At 68.3% G+C, this 18124-nt stretch carries 11 protein-coding genes; 2 read left to right on the top strand and 9 right to left on the bottom strand.

The features are described from left to right. Positions 1–34: 34 nt before the first annotated feature. The 6 genes from ACIGHN_RS24925 to uvrA form a co-directional block, all read right to left on the bottom strand. On the bottom strand, positions 35–982 hold the full coding sequence (locus ACIGHN_RS24925) for a TauD/TfdA dioxygenase family protein (protein WP_396506792.1): 948 nt from the start codon (positions 980–982) through the stop codon (positions 35–37). Positions 983–1057: 75 nt separating this feature from the next. Continuing rightward, a complete protein-coding gene (locus ACIGHN_RS24930; RefSeq protein WP_396506793.1) occupies positions 1058–2410 on the bottom strand; it encodes an LLM class flavin-dependent oxidoreductase in 1353 nt (450 codons plus the stop codon). A 33-nt stretch (positions 2411–2443) separates the two neighbouring features. Beyond that, a complete protein-coding gene (locus ACIGHN_RS24935) occupies positions 2444–4240 on the bottom strand; it encodes a twin-arginine translocation pathway signal protein (protein ID WP_396506794.1) in 1797 nt (598 codons plus the stop codon). Between the two features lie 93 nt (positions 4241–4333). Beyond that, on the bottom strand, positions 4334–5506 hold the full coding sequence (locus ACIGHN_RS24940) for a sigma-54 interaction domain-containing protein (protein WP_396506796.1): 1173 nt from the start codon (positions 5504–5506) through the stop codon (positions 4334–4336). 310 nt (positions 5507–5816) lie between these two features. Further along, the gene (locus ACIGHN_RS24945; RefSeq protein ID WP_056163001.1) at positions 5817–6317 is read right to left on the bottom strand and encodes a hypothetical protein; all 501 of its coding nucleotides are present in this window, start codon (positions 6315–6317) and stop codon (positions 5817–5819) included. A 231-nt stretch (positions 6318–6548) separates the two neighbouring features. Continuing rightward, positions 6549–12491: an excinuclease ABC subunit UvrA gene (uvrA, locus tag ACIGHN_RS24950; protein WP_396506797.1), complete on the bottom strand. Its 5943-nt coding sequence runs from the start codon at positions 12489–12491 to the stop codon at positions 6549–6551. Positions 12492–12706: 215 nt separating this feature from the next. Between uvrA and ACIGHN_RS24955 the strand changes: the two genes are divergently transcribed. Then, positions 12707–13825, top strand: coding sequence for an ABC transporter substrate-binding protein (locus ACIGHN_RS24955; protein WP_396506798.1), 1119 nt, complete (start codon positions 12707–12709; stop codon positions 13823–13825). A gap of 132 nt (positions 13826–13957) precedes the next feature. Next, positions 13958–15085 (top strand): ABC transporter substrate-binding protein, encoded by a 1128-nt coding sequence (locus ACIGHN_RS24960; protein WP_396506799.1) that lies wholly within the window; start codon positions 13958–13960, stop codon positions 15083–15085. 144 nt (positions 15086–15229) lie between these two features. On the opposite strand, the gene ACIGHN_RS24965 is transcribed toward ACIGHN_RS24960, so the two are convergent. The 3 genes from ACIGHN_RS24965 to ACIGHN_RS24975 all read right to left on the bottom strand — a co-directional run bounded on the left by ACIGHN_RS24965 (position 15230) and on the right by ACIGHN_RS24975 (position 18098). Further along, positions 15230–15424, bottom strand: a complete 195-nt coding sequence (locus ACIGHN_RS24965) for a hypothetical protein (RefSeq protein WP_056414360.1) — start codon at positions 15422–15424, stop codon at positions 15230–15232. A gap of 187 nt (positions 15425–15611) precedes the next feature. Next, positions 15612–17273, bottom strand: coding sequence for an MFS transporter (locus ACIGHN_RS24970; RefSeq protein WP_396506801.1), 1662 nt, complete (start codon positions 17271–17273; stop codon positions 15612–15614). A 171-nt stretch (positions 17274–17444) separates the two neighbouring features. Next, positions 17445–18098, bottom strand: coding sequence for a 2-hydroxychromene-2-carboxylate isomerase (locus tag ACIGHN_RS24975; RefSeq protein WP_396506802.1), 654 nt, complete (start codon positions 18096–18098; stop codon positions 17445–17447). Between the last annotated feature and the right edge of the window lie 26 nt (positions 18099–18124).

Below are 18124 nucleotides of genomic sequence, written 5' to 3' on the forward strand. Positions count from 1 at the left end.
CACCGAGGCGCGAAGCGACTCAGGGGGGTTCATTTCAAAACGGCCGGCTGCCCGACAGGCTGATGCGCTTGAGCAGGCGCCGCTCGGCCGCATCGAAGGCGTTGCGCGCGTGCAGCGTGGCCTGGTTGTCCCAGTACACGATGTCGCCCACCTGCCAGCGGTGGGTGTACGCAAAGCGGGGCTGCAGCAGGTGTGCGCGCAGCCGGGCCACCAGCGCAGCGCCGTAGGCCGGGTCCACGCCCACCACCTCCACCTCGGTGGCCTCGCCCAGGTACAGGATCTTGCGGCCGGACTCGGGGTGGGTGCGCACCAGCGGGTGCACCTCGAAGGGTGTCACCGGCTCGATGTCGGGCGTGCGGTAGGTTGCATGGCCGCCCGCCAGCGGCTTCAGGCGGCGCAGGAAGGGGTTGTAGGTGATGAGTTGCAAGGCGTCGATCTCGGCGCGCGTGGCGGCGTCCAGCGTGTCGTAGGCGGCGGCCAGGTTGACCCAGGTGGTGTCGCCACCGGCGCGGGGTACTTCCAGCGCGTACAGCAGGGAGCCCGACGAGGGCACGGGCGTCCAGTGGTGGTCCGCATGGGCCGACAGCTCCTGGTGGCCGAGCACGCCATCATCGACGTTCGCCACCTTGACGATGTCGGGTGTGTCGCCTCCGTACGGGTCCGACGAGCCCAGCACCGGCACGTTGGTCGGCGCACGAAACACGCTGCCGAAGTAGCTGGTGAAGCGCTGGAACTGCAGGTCCTCCAGCTGCTGGCCGCGCAGCAGCAGGATGTGGTGCTGCTTGAGCGCCTGTTTGATCGCCCAGACCTGGCTGGCCGCAAGCGGCTGCGACGCGTCGATGCCGTGCACCTCGGCGCCCAGGGGCGCATCGAGCGGGCGGACCGACCAGTCTCCGCCAGGTGCTGCGCTGGCGAGTGTTACGGTGGCGGGCGTGGCGGCCAGGGAGAGATGGCGGGGCTTTTCGGCGAGGACGGTGCTCATGGGAACTCCTTTCGTAGAGAAAACGGGCATGTGCCGGGGTGGGTGGCTTGCTGCGGTAGCAGTGCGGCCTGCGGATCAGGCGGCCTTGCGGGCGGCCTGTGCATAGCGGCTGGGCGGGCGCTGCAGGCCCAGGTTCTCGCGCAGCGTGGTGCCTTCATATGCCGTGCGGAACAGGCCGCGGCGCTGCAGCTCGGGCACCACCAGGTCCACGAATTCGTCGAGCGACTGCGGCAGCACTGGTGGCATCACGTTGAAGCCGTCGGCCGCGCCGTTCTCGAACCACTCCTGCATGCGGTCGGCAATGGTTTGCGGCGTGCCCACCACCACCCAGTGGCCGCGCGCGCCGGCCAGATATTCGTAGAGCTGGCGCACGGTGAATTTCTCGCGCCGGGCCAGCTCCAGCACCACGTGGGCGCGGCTGTTGATGCCCTTGGGCGGGGTGGGAATGTAGGGTGGCGGGGCATCCAGGTCCCAGCGCGCCAGGTCTTCGGCCGGCCAGAAAGGTGCCAGCGTGGCCAGCCCCACGGCGGGGTGGATCAGCGCCTGCAGCTCGGCCCACTTCTCCTGCGCCTCCTCCTCGGTGCGGCCGATCACCGGCGAGATGCCGGGCAGCACCAGCAGCTCTTCAGGCCGGCGGCCGTACTTGGCCAGGCGCCCCTTCACGTCGCTGTAAAACGCCTGCGCCTCGGCCAGGCTGGTCCAGGCGGTGAAAATGGCCTCGGCCGTGGCGGCGGCCAGCTCCTTGCCGTCCTCGGACGAGCCGGCCTGCACGATGACCGGGTAGCCCTGCGGCGGGCGCTCCAGGTTCAGCGGGCCCTTCACGCGGAAGTGCTTGCCCACGTGGTTCAGGGTGTGCAGCTTGGCCGGGTCCAGGTACACGCCGCTGGCCTTGTCGCGGATGAGCGCATCGTCGTCGAAGCTGTCCCACAGGCCTTTGACCACATCCACGAACTCGGTGGCGCGCTCGTAGCGCACGGCGGGGTCGGGGTGGGCCTCCTGGCCAAAGTTGCCGAACACGTTGTCGGCACTGGTGGTCACCACGTTCCAGGCTGCGCGCCCGCCGCTGATGTGGTCGAGCGAGGCGAACTTGCGCGCCAGCAGGTACGGGTCCTCATACGTTGTGGATGCGGTGGCGACAAAGCCGATGTGCTTCGTCACCGCCGCCAGCGCCGACCACAGCGTGACCGGCTCGAAGTACGACAGGCGCCCCTGGCGGCTCAGCGATTCATCGTTGCCGTGGTTCTGCACGCCGGGGCTGTCGGCCACGAACACCTGGTCGAACAGCCCGCGCTCGGCCGTCTGGGCCAGCGCGATGTAGTGCTGCAGGTTCACCCCCGCATCGGCCTGCGCGCCGGGGTGGCGCCAGGCGGCGATGTGGTGGCCCGTGGCCATGATGAAGGCGCCCAGGCGCAGTTGTCGTTGGGTCATGTCATGCTCTTTGGTGGTGAGGATGGAGGCGCATCAGATGACGATGCGGCGGCCGTCGAAGCCGGTGAAGGCGAAGCCCTCGAACGGCTCGCGGAAGGTCTGCTTTTGCTCGCGCAGCAGGCTGATGACCAGCGCCTCGCCCTGCGCATAGGCCGCCGCAGCGTCGGAGCGCCAGTGGATGCCCGCGGCCGCGCGGCCCGAGCCGTAGTTGAGCGCGAACTTGTTGAGCTCGCCGCCCACGGTGAGCGGCGGCCCCTGGTACGGCACCAAGCGGGTCGGGTCGCTGGGGTCGGGCTGCACGGGGTTCAGGATGACCAGCGACTCGTCGTAGAAGGCCTTGAGCAGCGTGGCCGTCACCGCCGCGATGATGGCCGCCCCGCCGGGGTACGACGAATGGATGGGCGCGCCCTCCGGGTACACGTGCGGCAGCAGGTAGCTGCCGTTCCTGGCGCGGCTGCGCTCCAGCGCCTGCGAGCCCAGGAAGGACTCGTGGATGGGGTATTCGGTGACCCGGTTTGCCAAGCGGTGGTGCACCAGGCCGCCAAAAGCCTCGGGCCGCAGGATGCGCTGCTCGTACCACTTCTGGTAGTAGTTGACGCGGATGGCGAGCGAGCTGGCCAGCGACAGCAGCGACTGGAAATACGCCGGCCCGAAGGTGCCCGACGCACCGCCGCTGGTCTTGAGCTTGAGGTACGGGTTGCCGGGCGCCAGGCTCTTGTCGCCCGCGTAGATCCCGCCATAGCCCGGCTGCGCGGCCGACAGCGGGGTGCCCAGCAGCTGGTTGGCCGCAAAGCTGAAGGCCACCGCCGCATGCGCGTACGCGGCCAGGTCGCGCGTGGTGGCGATGTAGCGCAGCGTGGGGTCGAACGCGATGCGCCCGGCCGGCGCCTTGCCGTTTTGCACGTTCAGCCACTCGTCGTACTGCGTGAGGAACTCATTGGCCGGCGTGTAGGTGCGAATGCGGGCCGACAGCGACTGCGGGCCCAGCGGCACATCGCGGTACAGGAACTGCGAGATGTACGGCCCATCCGTCACACCCGGTGGCGTGGCCCACCGGCCGGTGCGGCCAGAGCGGTCGTTGCCATCCACGTACCAGGCCGCACCACGGAACAGCGTCTGCGGCGTCACGCGGCCATTGACCTTGGGGCCGTGGAAGTCCGGCGCGCGGCTCAGTTCGTCGGCTGCGGCGATCACGTCGGGGTGCCGGGTGCCGTCCTGGAATTCGCTGAAAGGCACGTCGCGCAGCAATGCCACCCAGTAGATCTCGGTGGCCTCGCCCGCGCGCTGCGTGCCGGCCAGCGTGGGCGCGGGCGGCAGCGCGAACTGCGCGGCATTGAGGCCATCGAGGCTGACCGCCAGCGTGCCGATGGGGTTGACCAGCTTGCGCGTGCCGCCGAGCACGATCTTCTCGAAGTCCGCCGGCTCGCGCGAGGCGAAGGCGGCGGTGGCCAGGTTCCAGGCGCCCAGGTCCACCTCGCCCCGTGCGTTGTGCGGCAGGCCGCGCGTGTCCGACCCGATCTTGTTTACGTACAGCGCATCGTCGCCATTGACGGGGTGCGGCGGGATCGGCACCGCAGCGCTGGCGCGCGCCAGGTCGATGCGCAGCTGCTCGGCGCGGCGCACAAACTGCGCGTCGTAGCCTGCAGCCGCCGAAGCACTGCCTGGCTGCGCCTGCGCCGTTGCGCTGGCGCCGAGCAGCGCCGGGGCCACCGCGGCGCCACCGGCCATGCCCGCCAGCCCGGCACCCGCCTGGCCCAGGAAGTGGCGGCGCGGCGTGCTGCGCGGGGCGCCCGGTGGCTGGGCGGTGTGGTGCGAATCCGATGTGCTCATTGGCAAACTCCCTGGTGTGTTGTGGTGTGTCGTTGTGGGGTGGGCTTCAGCGGGGCGGCTGCGCATGGCGCGGGCGCCCCGGTGGCAACGGGCTCATTGCGCGTAGCGCCAGGGGCTCTCCGCGTGCGGCGGCAGGCTGTGGGCGGGGTGGTGGGTCGGGTCGGCCAGCAGGCCGTGGCGCTTGAGCAGGGTGCGCAGCGTGTTGCGGGTCACCCCCAGCAGCCGCGCGGCCTGCACCTGGTTTTCGTGCGCCTGCGCGAAAGCGGCGCGCACCAGCGCTGCCTCGACCGTCTGATACAGCCCGGGAGCGCCCTGCGCCAGCAGGCCGTGCAGCACCGCTTGCAATGAGGAGCTTGCCGACGGTGGCTGCGGCGTGCCGGCCGCCACCGCGACTGTCGAAGCCACGGGCGGCTGCGGCAGCAGGGCCGGCACGAGCTTGAGGTCGCACGGCTCGATCACACCCAGCCGCGCCACGATGAGCGCGAAGTGCACCACGTTCTCCAGCTCGCGGATGTTGCCGGGCCAGGCGTACGACAGCAGGGCGTGCCGGGCCGCGGCGGACAAGCGCGCGGGCGGCTGGCCCAGGCGCTGGGCGTACAGGTCCATGAAATGCTCGGCCAGCGGCAGGATGTCGCCCGGGCGCTCGCGCAGCGGCGGCAGGTCCACGGCCGCCACGTTGAGCCGGTAGTAGAGGTCCGCGCGGAAGTGCTGCGCGCGCACGGCCCTCGCCAGGTCGATGTTGGTCGCGGCCACCAGCCGCACATCCAGCGCAATGGGTTTGCGCGAGCCCAGGCGCACCACCTGGCGCTCCTGCAGCACGCGCAGCAGCTTGACCTGCAGCGACTGCGGCAGGTCGCCGATCTCATCGAGGAACAGCGTGCCGCCCTGCGCCGCCTCGAACCACCCCGCGCGTGCCTGCGTGGCCCCGGTGAAGGCGCCTGCCTCGTGACCGAAGAGTTCGGCGTCGATCAGCGATTCGCTGAACGCACCGCAGTTGACCGCCACGAACGGCCCGCGCCGGCCGCTTTCGGCGTGGATGTGCCGCGCTATCAGCTCCTTGCCTGTGCCGGTCTCACCCACCACCAGCACCGACGCGTCGCTGCGCGCAATGCGGTCCACATGGTCCAGCAGCTGCGCGGACCGGGGGTCATGGAACAGCAACGCCTTCGCGCGAATGGTCGGCGCCCCGCCCGCTGGCGACTCGGGCAGGGTCAGTACGCGATGGGTGGACAGGAGGCCTGAAGAGGCGGGCAAACGACTGGACATGCCGCCAGACTAAGACGCGGCGCTCCGGCTGCGAACGCAGGATTTCGCATGTGAATATGCGGCAAACACTTTGTGCCCGGCTGTAGCTCGCGCGCTCGCACACCGGTTCAGTGATGCTTGGGGTGCTTGCTGCGCACTGGTCTGCACACACCTACGCTGCAGACGCAAAAAAGGCCCATGCAGATAAAGCCGCAGGGCCAAATCCGGCCCAAGGGCCGGGGGGAGGGAGACGAGCTACACAAAAACTCGGAAGCCCACGCCCCGCGACCAGCCCTGCTTGTGGGGCAGGTCGCGAGGGTGGGTCACGCGCTTAACAGCCGAAGGGGCGGTTGGGGCGCATGGGGATGACGCCGTTCACGCGCAGCGTGGCATTGGAGCCATCGGAGGCGGTCAGGACCTTGTTGCTGAAACGGACTTGGTTGCTGTCGCGCACCACAGCGGTGTCGGTAGGCTCGCCGCTGCCGTATTCCTTGCCGTCGAACGTGACGAAGACCTGGTGCAGGCCGGTGGCGTCCGGGCGATAGCGGATGTCGCCGAAGGCCAGTGCTGCCGAGCCCACCTTGCCAAGGCCATCGAACTTGAACGAGCACAGTTCTGGCACGGAGCCGACCGGATTGCGCTTGTCCACATCGGTCAGGTTGATCGTGCCGTTGCCGTAAACGCCGTTGAGCGCATCCACGCTCGCACCCGTCACGGTCAGCACACCGGGCTCATTGCTGGGCGTCGGATCGTCGTCGTTGCCGCCGCCGCAAGCGACCAGCAGTACAGAAGTGGCCGCGAGGGCAACACAGGTCTTGAGCAATGATTTCATGGTGATGGATGTCCGTAGGATTTGGTGGAAGTGCTGGGGGCCTTCGCGCACTGGCGGCAAGCCCTGCATCGCATCCTAAAAAATCGGTTCCCCACCCAACGTGCGCAATATTCTGCGCCGTGCGTAGGACACGGCCCGACAGTGGCGTACGCCACGTCGGGTTGTGCACGCAGAACATCCGCACAAACGCTTTACGGCTCTGCCTGGGGCGGCACCGTGAGCCGCCCCTGCCTACCGCGCCAGCACCGCAGCCAGAGCACGCCCGGTGTGCGTGCCCTGCTGCACCACCTGTTCCGGCGTGGCTGCCGCCACGATGCGGCCGCCCTCCTTGCCGCCTTCGGGGCCCAGGTCGATGATCCAGTCGGCTTCGGCGATGACGTCGAGGTCGTGCTCGATCACCACCACGCTGTGGCCGCCGTCCACCAGCCGGTGCAGCACGCGGATGAGCTTGTCCACGTCGGCCATGTGCAGGCCCACCGTGGGTTCGTCCAGCACGTACAGCGTGTGCGGCGCCTTCTGGCCGCGGCGGCCCACTTCGTCGCGCACCTTGGTGAGCTCGGTCACGAGCTTGATGCGCTGCGCCTCGCCGCCGGACAGCGTGGGCGACGGCTGGCCCAGCGTGAGGTAGCCCAGGCCCACATCCTTCAACAGCTGCAGCGGGTGCGCGATGCTGGGCATGCTGGCGAAGAAGTCCACCGCCTCGTCCACCTCCATCTGCAGCACGTCGCCGATGCTCTTGCCGCGCCAGGTGACGGCCAGCGTCTCGGGGCTGAAGCGCGCGCCGTGGCAGGTCTCGCAAGGCACCTTCACATCGGGCAGGAAACTCATCTCGATGGTGCGCACGCCCGCGCCTTCGCAGCTTGCGCAGCGGCCTTCGCCGGTGTTGAAGCTGAAGCGCCCGGCCGCATAGCCACGCGCCTTGGCCTCCAGGGTTTCGGCAAAGAGCTTGCGGATGGTGTCCCAGAAGCCGATGTAGGTGGCCGGGCAGCTGCGCGGCGTCTTGCCGATGGGCGTCTGGTCCACTTCGAGCACGCGGTCGATGCTCTCGAAGCCCGCCAGGCCCGTGCAGCCCACCAGGGGCGGCGCCTTGCCCGCGTCCATGGCGTCACGCCCGGCCTTGGTGGAGCGCTGCTGCACCCAGGCCTGCACGTTGGCCAGCAGCACGTCGCGCGCCAGTGTGGACTTGCCCGAGCCGCTCACGCCGGTGACGGCCACCAGGCGGTGCAGCGGCACGGTGGCGGTCACGTTCTGCAGGTTGTGCAGCTGCGCGCCCTGCACGGTGAGCCAGCGGATGGCGGCACGCGCCTTGGCATCGTCCAGCGCCTGCGCGGTGAGTGCGGCCGCCTGCGCGGCACGCTTCTTGACCGCCGCGCTCTGCCGCCCTTTGGGGGCGTCCACGGGATCGCCCAGCGCGGCGTCGGCCGCGCTCAGCGCGCTGGGCAGCATGCTGCGGCGCAGCTGCAGCGGGTGGCGCATGGCGTGCAGCAGGTAGCGGCCCGTCTGCGAGTCTTCGGCCCCGGTGATGTCGGCCACGCTGCCCTGCGCCACCAGGCGCCCGCCGCGTTTGCCCGCGCTCGGGCCGATGTCGATGATGTGGTCCGCGCGGCGGATGGTGTCCTCGTCGTGCTCCACCACCACCAGCGTGTTGCCCTTGTCGCCCAGCTTGTGCAGGGCGTTGAGCAGGATCTGGTTGTCGCGTGCATGCAGACCGATGGTGGGCTCGTCCAGCACATAGCACACACCCTGCAGGTTGCTGCCCAGCTGCGCCGCCAAGCGGATGCGCTGTGCCTCGCCACCGCTCAAGGTCGGCGCGCCCCGGTCGAGCGTGAGGTACGACAGGCCTACCTCTTCCAGGAACTCCAGCCGGCTCTGGATCTCGGGCACCAGGTCGCGTGCGATGTCGGCCTCGCGCACCGACATGCCGCCGTCGGCGCGCAGGCGCTCCACCCAGCGGCGCACGTCCGTCACGGACATCGCTGCGATGTCGGTGATGCCCACCCCCGCGAACTTCACGGCGCGGGCTGTCGCGTTCAGGCGGGTGCCGTGGCAGGTGGCGCAAGCGGTGTCCTGCAGGTCTTCCACCTCGGGCTCGGCAAAGGTCTGCTCGCGGCCCTTTTCCTTGTCGTCCTGCACCGAGTCATCGAACACCTTGCGCTGCTCTTTGGTGAGCTTGACGCCCGTGCCCACGCAGTCGGGGCACCAGCCGTGCTTGCTGTTGTAGCTGAACAGGCGCGGGTCCAGCTCGGCATAGCTGGTGGCGCACACCGGGCAGGCCCGCTTGGTCGAATACGCCTGCAGGTGGCCGATGCCTGCCGTGGGTTGCCCGCCTTCCATGGCTGCGGCCAGGTCCGCGATGCTGCTGAGCACGTGCACCACGCCCTTGCCGTGCGTGAGCGCCTGCGCCAGCGACTCGCGCAGCAGGGCTTCGTTGTCGGGAGAGACGTCGATGCTGGCCACCGGCAGCTCGATGGTGTGCTCCTTGAACCGGTCGATGCGCGGGAAGTTGGTGGTGGGCAAAAAGTTGCCGTCCACGCGCAGGTGCGTGAAGCCGCGGGGCCGCGCCCAGTCGGCCAGCTCGGTGTACACGCCCTTGCGGTTCATCACCAGCGGCGCGAGCAGCCCGATGTGCTGGCCGCGGAACTGCGTGAGCAGCTGGGCGGCGATGCTCTCGGGGGTTTGCGGCTGCACTGCGGCGCCGTCGTTCACGCAGTGCTGGGTGCCCAGCTTGACGTACAGCAGGCGCAGGAAGTGCCACACCTCGGTGGTCGTGCCCACGGTGGACTTGCGCCCGCCGCGCGACAGGCGCTGCTCGATGGCCACGGTGGGCGGTATGCCGTACACCGCATCCACCTCGGGCCGGCCAGCGGGCTGCACGATGGACCGTGCATAGGCGTTGAGCGATTCGAGGTAACGGCGCTGGCCCTCGTTGAACAGGATGTCGAACGCCAGCGTGGACTTGCCCGAGCCGCTCACGCCGGTGACCACATTGAACTTGCCGCGCGGAATGTCCACGCTCAGGTTCTTGAGGTTGTGCTCCTTGGCGTTGACGATTTGTATGGCATTTTTGGCCTCCACCGCTTTACCATCCAGCGCCACCAGCTCTCTTTTTCGTAGCGCTGCGGCTTTCTCGTGCACCGAGTGGCCGCCCACGCCCAACGTGAGTTCGTAGTCGCGCAGCGCCTGGCCGGTGTGCGACGTGGGGTGCTGGCGCACGTCTTCGGGCGTGCCCTCGGCCACGACCAGGCCACCGGCATAGCCGCCTTCGGGCCCCAGGTCGATGAGCCAGTCGCTCGCGCGGATCACGTCCAGGTTGTGCTCGATGACGATGAGCGAATGCCCCGCGTCGATGAGCTTGCGCAGCGCGCGCATGAGCTTGGCGATGTCGTCGAAATGCAGGCCCGTGGTGGGCTCGTCGAACAGGAACAGCGTGCCCTTGCGCGCCACGGCCTGTCGCGACTTGCTTTGCACCCGCGCCGCCTCGGCCAGGAAGCCCGCGAGCTTGAGGCGCTGCGCCTCGCCGCCGCTGAGCGTGGGCACGGGCTGGCCCAGTGCCACGTATTCCAGCCCAACGTCCACGATGGGCTGCAGCGCACGGATCACGTCGCGGTCGGCGGCGAACAGCGCGGCGGCTTCGGCCACGGTGAGGGCCAGCACGTCGGCCACATTCAGCGTCCTACCGCCCCGCTCGATGGTGATCTCCAGGATCTCGGGGCGGTAGCGCTTGCCGTCGCAGTCCGGGCAGCGCAGGTACACGTCCGACAAGAACTGCATCTCCACATGCTCGAAGCCCGAGCCGCCGCAGGTCGGGCAGCGCCCGTCGCCGCTGTTGAAGCTGAACTTGGCGGCGGTGTAGCTGCGCTGCTTGGACAGCGGCGCCACGGCGAACAGCTCGCGGATGCTGTCCCATGCGCCCACATAGCTCACCGGGTTGGAGCGCGCGGTCTTGCCGATGGGGGACTGGTCCACGAACACCACGTCCGACAGGTGGTCGGCGCCCAGCATGCGGTCGTGCGCGCCCGGCGAGTCGGTGGCCTTGCCGAAGTGGCGCAGCAGCGCGGGCGCCAGCACGTCCTGGATCAGGCTCGACTTGCCCGAGCCGCTCACGCCCGTCACGGTGACCAGGCGCTGCAGCGGGAACTCGACGGACACGTTCTGCAGGTTGTGCTCGCGCGCACCTTCCAGGATGAGGCGCGGGGTGGATTCGGTCACCATGCGCTTGAAGCCGAAGCCCACATGCTTGCGGCCGCCCAGGTAGGCGCCGGTGAGCGTGTCGGCATGGCGCAGGTCGGCGGTGGTGCCGTCGAACACGATCTGCCCGCCCAGCCGGCCCGGGCCGGGGCCCATGTCGATCATGCGGTCGGCCGCGAGCATCACCGCCGGGTCGTGCTCCACCACCACCAGGGTGTTGCCCGCGTCGCGCAGGCGCAGCATGGCCTCGGTGATGCGGTGCATGTCGCGCGGGTGCAGGCCGATGCTGGGCTCGTCCAGCACGAACAGCGTGTTGACCAGGCTGGTGCCCAGCGCAGTGGTGAGGTTGATGCGCTGCACCTCGCCGCCGCTGAGCGTGCGGCTTTGGCGGTCGAGCGTGAGGTAGCCGATGCCCACGTCGCACAGGTAGCGAAGGCGCGTGGTGATCTCTTCGTGCAGCAGCTTCAGCGCCAGCGCATCGCCACCGGCCGCGGCGTCGCCCACGGGCAGCTCCATGCGGTCGAAGAAGCGGCGCAGCCGGTCGATGGGCAGCAGCATCAGGTCGTGCAGGCACAGTCCGGGCAGTGCTTCGAGCTGCGCGCGCGACCACTGCACGCCCTCGGGCATGAAGCGGCGGGCCGGGTCGACCGCGGCGTCCGCGTCGTCCTTGCTGCCCACGCGCCACAGCAGGCTTTCGGTCTTGAGGCGCGCACCCGCGCAGGTGGGGCACGGCGTGTAGCTGCGGTACTTGGACAGCAGCACGCGGATGTGCATCTTGTAGGCCTTGCTCTCCAGGTACTCGAAGAAGCGTTTGATGCCGTACCACTGCTTGCTCCACTGCCCGTCCTTGTAGCCGGGCGCGCCGCCGATGACCCATTTCTTCTGGTCGTCGGTGAGCTTGTTCCAGGGCGTGTCGCGCGGGATGCCGGCGGTTTCGGCATGGCGCATGAGGTCGTCCTGCGCCTCTTTCCAGGCTGGGGTCTGGATGGTCTTGATGGCGCCGGCGCGCAGCGTGAGCTTGTCGTTGGGGATGACGAGGCCGTAGTCCACGCCGATCACGCGGCCGAAGCCCCGGCAGCTCTCGCACGCGCCCACGGCGGAGTTGAACGAGAACATCGAGGGGATCGGGTCGCTGTAGCGCAGGTCGCTGTCGGGGCAGTGCAGGCCGGTGGAGAAGCGCCAGAGCTCGGGTGCGGGTTCCACGGCTTCCGTTCGCGCCCCGCTTGTCGACACGCTGTCCCGGCCTTCGACAGGCTCAGGCTGAACGGCCTGGGCGGGGGGGAGCACATAGACGTTCAGCCGACCCGTGCCACGCTTGAGTGCGACCTCGATGGCCTCGACCACGCGCGCCTTCTCGGCATTGCCCAGGCGAAAGCGGTCCGCCACCACATCGAGCACCTTGCGCGGGCCGGTGGGCGTGGCCACTTCGCGCTCGGCCTGTACCTTGGTGAAGCCGCTGGCCGACAGCCACTGCTCCACCTGCTCGGGCGACGTGCCGCCCGGCAGCTCGACCGGGAAGGTCAGCACGATGCGCGGGTCGCCCGCCTCGGCGCTGCGGCGCTGCAGCTCGGCGTAGATGGTTTCGGGCGAGTCGTGGCGCACGGGCTGCGCGGTCTCCTTGTCGAACAGCTGGCCGGCGCGCGCGAACAAGAGCTTCAGGTGGTCGTTGAGCTCCGTCATCGTGCCCACGGTGGAGCGGCTGGAGCGCACGGGGTTGGTCTGGTCGATGGCGATGGCGGGCGGCACGCCCTCGACCTTGTCCACCGCCGGCTTGTCCATGCGGTCGAGGAACTGGCGCGCGTAGGCGCTGAAGGTCTCCACGTAGCGGCGCTGGCCCTCGGCGTACAGGGTGTCGAACACCAGGCTGGATTTGCCCGAGCCGCTCGGGCCGGTGACCACCGTGAGCTCGCCGGTGCGGATGTCCAGATCCAGGTTCTTGAGGTTGTGCTGGCGTGCGCCGCGGATACGGATCAGTCCCTGGGTCATGGAAGCGTCTTTCTGGGGTAAGGCGGAACATTCTAGGGACGCCGGGCCGGGTCTGCCGGGCCGCGCGCATTACCCCCGCACCGCGGTGCACGCGGGTTTGACAAGGCGCAAAAGCCCTTGGCGAAGGGGTGTTTTTCTCGGACAAACCCTTTAAAAGCTTCAAATACATGCGCTTAGACTGAACTCTTACGCAAAGACACAAAGAGGAGACAACCATGAACCGATGGCAGATACGGTGGGGCGGGGCCGCCGCCCTGGCGCTGGGCCTGGCCACGGCCGGCCATGCGCAGATCCTGATCGGGCAGACGGCGGGCTTTTCAGGCCAGGTGGCCGCGGGCGTGAAGGAGACCACCGACGGCGCCAAGCTCTATATCGACATGGTCAACGCCAAGGGCGGCGTCAACGGCCAGAAGATCGAGCTGACCTCGCTGGACGACAAGTTCGACCCCAAGATCGCGGCCGAGAACGCCCGCAAGCTGATCGAGGACAACAACGTGCTGGCGCTGTTCCTTACGCGGGGCACGCCGCACACCGAGGCCATGATCCCGCTGCTGGAAAAGCACGGCGTGGCCCTGGTGGCGCCCTCCACCGGCGCCATGGTGCTGCACCAGCCGGTGCGCAAGTACATCTTCAACGTGCGTGCCACCTACCAGCGCGAGGCAGAAAAGGCCATGACCCACCTGGCCTCCATGGGCATCTCGCGCATTGGCGTGGTGTATGCGGACGACAGCTTCGGCGCCGACGGCGTGGCGGGGGCCCAGAAAGGCCTGGCGGGCGCCAAGCTCACGCCCGTGGTGCTGGAGAAGTTCGACCGCGCCAAGCCGGACTTCACGGCCATCGCCGCCAAGGTGGCCAAGGCCGATACCCAGGCGGTGCTGATCATCGCCTCGGGCTCGACCGTGGTGGAGGCGAACACCGCCTTTCGCACCGCGGGCTCGGCCGCGCAGATCGTGACGCTGTCCAACAATGCCTCGGGCGGCTTCATCAAGAGCCTGGGCGCCAACGCGCGCGGCGTGATCGTGACGCAGGTCTACCCCAACGAGCGGGCCGTGACCTACCCCATGGTCAAGGAGGCGCAGGAGCTGGCCAAGGCCAAGGGCGCGGGCGACATCACCCCGGCCATGCTGGAAGGCTATGCGGCCGCCAAGGTGCTGGTGGAAGGCATCAGGCGCGCCGGCCCCAAGCCCACGCGCGAGAAGCTCCATGCGGGCCTGGAGAGCATCAAGAAGCTGGACCTGGGCGGGCTGGAGGTGAGCTACAGCCCCGAGGACCACACGGGCCTGGACTTTGCCGATTTGTCCATCATCGGCACGGACGGCAAGTTCCGGCGGTGACGGCTGGCAGAGCTGCAGCGGCAGTGGGCGCGGGCGGGCGCGCAGCATGGAATGCCGCCACTACGCGTTTCTACAGATGCCTTGTCATGGTCCGTCCCTAAACTCCCCACCCTTACAAGAAAGAGAGACACCATGACCGTTCCCGGCCCCCTGGCGAAACGCGCGGCCCTGCTGCTGGCCCTGGCACTGGGCATCGCCCACGCCGCCCACGCCCAGATCCTCATCGGCCAGACCGTGGGCGTGACCGGCTCGGCCGCCGCCACCGTGGCCGAGTCCACGCAAGGGGCCGCCCTGTACATCGACCACGTGAACGCGCGCGGCGGCGTGGGCGGGCAGAAGGTGGAGGTGGTGCTGCTCGACGACAAGTTCGACCCCAAGCTCACGCTGGAGAACACCAAGACGCTGATCGAGCAGAAGAACGTGGTCGGCCTGTTCATGACCCGCGGCACGCCGCACACGCAGGGCATCATCCCGCTGCTGGAGCAGCACGGCGTGCCCCTCGTCGGCCCGTCCACCGGCGCCATCGCGCTGCACCAGCCGGTCAGCAAGTACATCTTCAACGTGCGCGCGCCCTACCAGCGCGAGGTCGAAAAAGCCATCACGCACCTGAACACGCTGGGCATCAAGCGCATCGGCGTGGTGCATGTGGACGACACCTTCGGCGCCGACGGCCTGGCCGGGGCGCAGATCGGCTTCAAGGCCAACAACCTCGAAGCCGCGTTCGTCGAGAAGTTCGACCGCGCCAAGCCCGACTACAGCGCCATCGCACCGCGCGTGGCGGGCAAGCAGCCGCAGGCCGTCATTTTCATCGGCACCGGCGCTGCGGTGGTCGACGGCATCAAGGCGCTGCGCGGCGCGGGCGTCACGGGCCAGATCGTCACGCTGTCCAACAACGCCTCGGGCGGCTTCGTGAAGGCGCTGGGCGAACAGGCGCGCGGCGTGGTCGTCACGCAGGTGTTCCCGTCCGAACGGTCGCTGAACTACGCGGTCATCAAGGAGGCCATGGACCTCGCCCGCGCCAAGAACATCGCCGACCTCACGCCCGCCATGGTGGAGGGCTTCGTGACCGCCAAGGTGCTGGTCGAAGGCCTCAAGCGCGCCGGGCCCAAGCCCGACCGCGCCAAGCTGCAGGCGGGCCTGGAGAGCATCAAGAAGTGGGACCTGGGCGGCCTGGAGCTGAGCTACAGCCCCACGGACCACAGCGGGCTGGATTTTTCGGACCTGTCCATCATCGGCAGCGACGGGCGGTTCAAGCGCTGAGCTGGCCTCGCCCGGCCACAAGAAAAAAGCCCGGTGCCTGCATGGCACCGGGCTTTGCTTTCTGGATAGAAATCATGGGGATCTAGCGCGCCGCGCTGTCAGCCAAGCCCCATCCCACGATGCGCAGCATCAACGCATCGACGCTCACTGCGCGCTGGCGGCCGACGCAGGCGCTGACGCAGCCGATGCGGCAGCCGGCGTACTGGCCACGGGTTCGGGCGCGTGCACGGCGTCGGCGCCGTGCTTTTCACCGCCCATGTCGGCCTTGTCGCCCGCCTTGATGATCACGTACATCGACAGGGCAGCGAACAAAACGAAGCCAACAGCAATCTTCCACATAAATATCTCCTTGGTTCCCGCGAGGCGGGTTGGGGTTTGAGTTTGGGTTTGTTCAATCAAGGAGCCTGGGCGCTGCGTTGTAGGTTGTGCTGTGTGGCACAAGCCCCTTGATGGAACACAGGGCCCGTCCCTTGCGGGGCGGGCCCTGTGCACTCGTCAATGGCCGGTCAATGGCCGTTGTGGGCCATCAATCGTTGGCGTAGATGTCCACGTCCTTGGTTTCCTTGATGAACAGGCCGCCGATCACCACCGTTGCGCCGGCGATGATGATGGGGTACCACAGGCCGTTGTACATGTTGCCGGTCTGGGCCACGATGGCGAACGCCGTGGTGGGCAGCAGGCCGCCGAACCAGCCGTTACCGATGTGGTACGGCAGGGACATGGACGTGTAGCGGATGCGGGTCGGGAACATTTCCACCAGCATGGCGGCAATGGGGCCGTACACCATGGTCACCAGCAGCACCAGGTAGGTCAGGATCACGACGACCATGACCTTGTCGATGCGGGCAGGGTCTGCCTTGGTGGGGTAGCCGGCAGCCTTCAGGGCGTCGGCCACGGCCTTCTTGAACTCGCCGTCCTTCTTCTTGGCTTCGTCAGCGGGCAGGCCCTTGCTGGTGTACGACGTGATGACCGTCTCGCCGATCTTGATCGTGGCGGGCGTGCCGGCAGCGGCCGGGGCGTTCTCGTAGCTCACCGAAGCACCAGCCAGCACCTGCTTGGCGATGTCGCACGAGCTGGTGAACTTGGTGGTGCCGGTGGGGTTGAACTGGAACGAGCACTCGTCAGGGTTAGCCGTCACGACCACCTGGTTCTTGGCCTGGGCTTCGGCCAGGGCGGGGTTGGCCGCCTTGGTCAGCGCGCCGAACACGGGGAAGTAGGTCAACGCGGCCAGCAGGCAGCCTGCCAGGATGATGGGCTTGCGGCCGATCTTGTCGGACAGCGCACCGAACACGATGAAGAACGGCGTGCCGATGAGCAGCGAGATCGCGACGAAGATGTTGGCGGTGGCGCCATCGACCTTGAGCGCCTGCGTCAGGAAGAACAGCGCGTAGAACTGGCCCGAGTACCAGACCACGGCCTGGCCGGCAGTCAGGCCCACCAGGGCCAGGATCACGATCTTGAGGTTCTTCCACTCGCCGAAGGATTCCTTGAGCGGCGCCTTGGAGGTCTTGCCCTCGGCCTTCATCTTCTGGAAGGCGGGCGACTCGTTCATCGACAGGCGGATCCAGACCGAGATGGCCAGCAGCAGGATCGACACGATGAACGGAATGCGCCAGCCCCAGTCGGCAAAGGCTTCTTCGCCCATCACGGTGCGGGTGCCCAGGATCACCATCAGCGACAGGAACAGGCCCAGCGTGGCGGTGGTCTGGATCCAGGCGGTGTAGGCGCCGCGCTTGCCGTGCGGGGCGTGCTCGGCCACATAGGTGGCGGCACCGCCGTACTCACCGCCCAGGGCCAGGCCCTGCAGCAGGCGCAGCACGATCAGGATGACCGGAGCGGCCACGCCGATGGAGGCGTACGTGGGCAGGATGCCGACGATGAAGGTCGACAGGCCCATGATCAGGATGGTGACCAGGAAGGTGTACTTGCGCCCGATCATGTCGCCCAGGCGGCCGAAGAAGATGGCACCGAAGGGACGGACGATGAAGCCCGCGGCAAACGCCAGCAGCGCGAAGATGAACGCCGAGCCGGCATCCAGGCCGCTGAAGAACTGCTTGGCGATGATGGCCGCGAGCGAGCCGTACAGATAAAAGTCGTACCACTCGAAAACAGTGCCGAGCGACGACGCGAAGATGACCTTCCTCTCTTCGGGCGACATCGGCCGCGGTGCGGGATGAACGGTTGCCATGTGTGTGTCTCCTGTTGGTTTTGCAGACCGCGCTTCCGCGGCTGCGCCCATTGTTCGAGATGGCACTGACCACGCTCTGACGCCAAACCAACAAGAGCTTTCACCAAACTGACCGCTCTCTGACAACTTAAGGTGAAACCCGCAGGGCCCCTTTCAGCATCCGGAAATCGCTCACGCCTTGCCGGGTAAACCCGATGGGAGCTGGCTGACAGCCTCCCAGCCCGGGCCGTCGAACCACGCGTCGCCATCGAGGTAGGCACGCAGCATCGGCAGGCCGTCGAGACCCCAGAAAAGCTTGCCGTCCACCTCGAACGCCGGCACGCCGAAAACGCCCGCCGCCTGCGCGGCTTCGGTGTTGGCGCGCAGCAGGGCCTTGGGGCCGTCGCTGGCCGCATCCTCGCCGGGACGCAGCTGGTCCGCGAGCTGCGCGGCCAGGTCGGCCAGGCGCGCGGCATCGAGCGCGTCGTGCCCGCCCTGCCACACATGGCGCAGCACCGTGCCCGCCACGAAGCGGTTGATGTGCCCGTCGTCGCTGCACGCCAGCGCCGTGCGCAGCAGGGGCAGCGGGTTGAACGGGTGCCGCGCGGGCATCTGCAGCAGCGTGCCCTGCGCATGGCCCAGCCAGGTCACGTGGCGGTAGGTCCAGTCGCGCTTGGGGGCGATGCCTGCGGGGCCAGGGTTGGCATGCTGCTGCAGCAATGCACCCAGCAGCACGGGCTTGTAGGCCACGCTATAGCCCAGGCCCTCCAGCACCTCGGGCAGGCGCTCGAACGCGAGCCAGGCATAGGGGGAGACGAAGTCGAGGTAGAACGTGATGCGCTTCATGGCGGGGTCTCCGGGAACGCGTTGTG

This window comes from Acidovorax sp. NPDC077693 (assembly GCF_044542805.1).
In the GTDB taxonomy this organism is placed as follows: Bacteria; Pseudomonadota; Gammaproteobacteria; order Burkholderiales; family Burkholderiaceae_C; genus Acidovorax.

What these genes read in the sequence shown, in the direction of transcription:
- ACIGHN_RS24930 (WP_396506793.1), bottom strand. Translation starts at nt 2,410, where the DNA reads ATGACCCAACGACAACTGCGCCTGGGCGCCTTCATCATGGCCACGGGC.
- ACIGHN_RS24935 (WP_396506794.1), bottom strand. Translation starts at nt 4,240, where the DNA reads ATGAGCACATCGGATTCGCACCACACCGCCCAGCCACCGGGCGCCCCG.
- ACIGHN_RS24965 (WP_056414360.1), bottom strand. Translation starts at nt 15,424, where the DNA reads ATGTGGAAGATTGCTGTTGGCTTCGTTTTGTTCGCTGCCCTGTCGATG.
- uvrA (WP_396506797.1), bottom strand. Translation starts at nt 12,491, where the DNA reads ATGACCCAGGGACTGATCCGTATCCGCGGCGCACGCCAGCACAACCTC.
- ACIGHN_RS24945 (WP_056163001.1), bottom strand. Translation starts at nt 6,317, where the DNA reads ATGAAATCATTGCTCAAGACCTGTGTTGCCCTCGCGGCCACTTCTGTA.
- ACIGHN_RS24960 (WP_396506799.1), top strand. Translation starts at nt 13,958, where the DNA reads ATGACCGTTCCCGGCCCCCTGGCGAAACGCGCGGCCCTGCTGCTGGCC.
- ACIGHN_RS24975 (WP_396506802.1), bottom strand. Translation starts at nt 18,098, where the DNA reads ATGAAGCGCATCACGTTCTACCTCGACTTCGTCTCCCCCTATGCCTGG.
- ACIGHN_RS24970 (WP_396506801.1), bottom strand. Translation starts at nt 17,273, where the DNA reads ATGGCAACCGTTCATCCCGCACCGCGGCCGATGTCGCCCGAAGAGAGG.
- ACIGHN_RS24955 (WP_396506798.1), top strand. Translation starts at nt 12,707, where the DNA reads ATGAACCGATGGCAGATACGGTGGGGCGGGGCCGCCGCCCTGGCGCTG.
- ACIGHN_RS24940 (WP_396506796.1), bottom strand. Translation starts at nt 5,506, where the DNA reads ATGTCCAGTCGTTTGCCCGCCTCTTCAGGCCTCCTGTCCACCCATCGC.
- ACIGHN_RS24925 (WP_396506792.1), bottom strand. Translation starts at nt 982, where the DNA reads ATGAGCACCGTCCTCGCCGAAAAGCCCCGCCATCTCTCCCTGGCCGCC.